Below are 2,476 nucleotides of genomic sequence, written 5' to 3'. Positions count from 1 at the left end.
GAACACGGCCATTGGCGGCGTACCGCCGAAACAGAAGTTGCCCATCGCGGCATGACCTCTACTTCTGAACTCCGTTAAAAGCGGGGGGACTACCACCGCAGCAATAGCGATTCGCTACGCGTTGTTGTATTTTATGCCAGTGACCCAGACACACCTTTTCTCGATCCATTGCATTGATTTCCTCGGCGATACTATGACATGTGCGGGCCAGGGTCCTTTGGCTGCAAATTTATCCCCTGGCCGCTGACGCGCCGGTATTCCTGGACACGCGACGGTCCGCTGTCTGGTGCGGATCAGACGTTCGAATCCCCATTTGAAAGCATGGTCGAGAGACCGTAGTTGGCCGATTGGGTGAGTCCGCCAACGACTGTTTAGGGGCACTCCATTTCGCGAATTCTGAGTCTGACCGAGTGACCGGTTTCGAGAAAGTCATCTGGCCGGAGTGGGTCGAGAGTGTGTCCGTCGATAAGGAAAGCTGCCGCTGGATTGATCTAGGCCGCCAACGTCAGCAATCCGCCACATTGCCGACGAAGAACCCGGCCTGTCCCAATGGCGGCAATGGCTGACGACGCGACCTCGATCGCCACGAGTTCAATGGCCGCTTCTGAGGCGCAACCGACGCCTGAATGTCCAAACCCGGTTGCCAGCGAAGGTCGCTTGTTGGCCGATTCTGTTTGAAAAACCCCCTTTGCAGGCCGGAACTGAGGTGGTTTGACTGGCGCGTCGTGTTGGACTCGGAGTTGGTGGCGGAATTTGCGCGAAGGGTTACGCCCTCGATGTGCCTCAAGTCGGTGCCGTTACCGCTTGTTGACTCACCGGCACTAACCACTTCGCCATTCGCCGTAAGTTCTGTGCCGTCGCGGCCAGCAAGAATTCGTCATGCGCGCCACTGGGTCCACGCAATCGGAGGCGATCCAGCTTCAATATCCGCTTCAAATGAGCGAACAGCATCTCGACCTTCTTGCGCTCTCGCCTTGAGCGCTTATATGCAGGGGTATTAGCAATGGCTCTAGCCTCCTCTCGCGCTTCCTCATGGACACTGCGTGAGATTTTTCGCATGGGTGTGTTCGGGCAGCATTGGTCCTTCATTGAGCATGAAGCGCAGTCTGTCTGACTGGATCGATAGATGATCGTGCCGGCCTTCGTGATGTGCGAGCGCTGTGCTTTGAACGGTCGCCGCTCTTTGCGCAGAGCATGGCCTGCTGGGCAGCGATATTCGTCGCTCCGCTCAATCGAATGGAAATCGCCATTTGGAAACGTGCCGTCGTTACGAGGTGGGCGCTGCCAGACAGGTACGTGCGGATCGATGCCTTTCTCCTGAACCATCCACGCAAGCATTGCCCCTGTTCCGTAGGCCGTGTCACCGACCAGACGCTTCGGTTTGAGTGCGAAGCGCTGCTCAACCCTATCGACCATCGTCTTGGTGGATTCCACCTCCTGCGTTCTGTGTGCAGGTGTGGCCTCAACATCGACGATGATCCCCGCGTGCAGGTCAATCAAATAGTTTGTTGAGTATGCGAAGAACGCTGGTCCACCTGGCGCGGCAGTGTAGCGTGCGGCCGGATCGGTTAGCGAGATTCGTTTCGGCGGTGTGGCGGACTCCACGTCATCGGATGGCGCTGGGTTCCCTTCCTCCAGCGCACTTAAATACTCTTGTACCGCTCGGCTCGGACCGTCACCCTGACGCCAGTTGATGACTTCCGTTCCAGGTACTCCGCGAGCACGATTCGCGTCCGCCTTGACCACACTCGCATCGACGGCGAAACCTTCGCCTTCGACAAGTCCCTCGCTCATACAGCGACGCAGGACAGATTCAAAGACGTGTCGTAATGCTTCGCTGTCGCGGAATCGTCCGTGTCGATTCTTGGAGAACGTCGAGTGATCGGGGACTGCGTCTTCCAGGCCAAGGCGACAGAACCAGCGGTAAGCAAGGTTGAGATGCACCTCTTCGCACAGACGTCGTTCGGAGCGAATACCGAAGCAGTAGCCCACAATCAGCATGCGGATCATGAGCTCAGGATCGATAGAAGGCCGACCGGTGTGGCTGTAGTGCGGTGCGAGGTGCTCGCGAAGTCCATCGAGGTCGAAGTAGCGATCAATACCGCGCAACAGGTGCGTACGCGGAACATGGTCATCAAGGTTGAAGGAGTAGAAGAGTTCGTCCTGACCACCACCTTGTTGACCCATCATGACGTTCACCCCCGTCGATCAATGTCTTCCAGGATAGCCAAAATTCGATTTGGCGGGGAGTTTTTCAAATGTGAGGGACTTCCCCGTCCCGGTGCGACGCTGAAGTCGCAGGCGTCAAGTGCCATGATTGAGGTGCCATCCATCAATCGGAGCAGGAGGAGGAAGTCATGGACCAGCTTACTACCGTCGGCATCGACCTGGCAAAGGACATCTTCGCGGTCTGCGTGCTTGATGCTACCGGTGCCGTGTTGCAGCGACGCGTGCTGCGACGTGAAGCGTTCATGCG

Annotated in this window: 1 protein-coding gene; it reads right to left on the bottom strand. The window is 57.3% G+C overall.

Annotated features, from left to right (window positions below; genetic code table 11):
* Nucleotides 1-783: 783 nt before the first annotated feature.
* Nucleotides 784-2,190 carry a transposase gene (locus tag P3T43_RS35575; protein WP_429285656.1) on the bottom strand — a complete coding sequence of 469 codons (1,407 nt, stop codon included), beginning with the start codon at nt 2,188-2,190 and terminating at the stop codon, nt 784-786.
* Nucleotides 2,191-2,476: the final 286 nt, after the last annotated feature.

The sequence above is a fragment of the Paraburkholderia sp. GAS41 genome (genome assembly GCF_050436545.1).
Taxonomy (GTDB): Bacteria; Pseudomonadota; Gammaproteobacteria; order Burkholderiales; family Burkholderiaceae; genus Paraburkholderia.
This window is presented reverse-complemented; position numbering and strand designations above follow the sequence as displayed.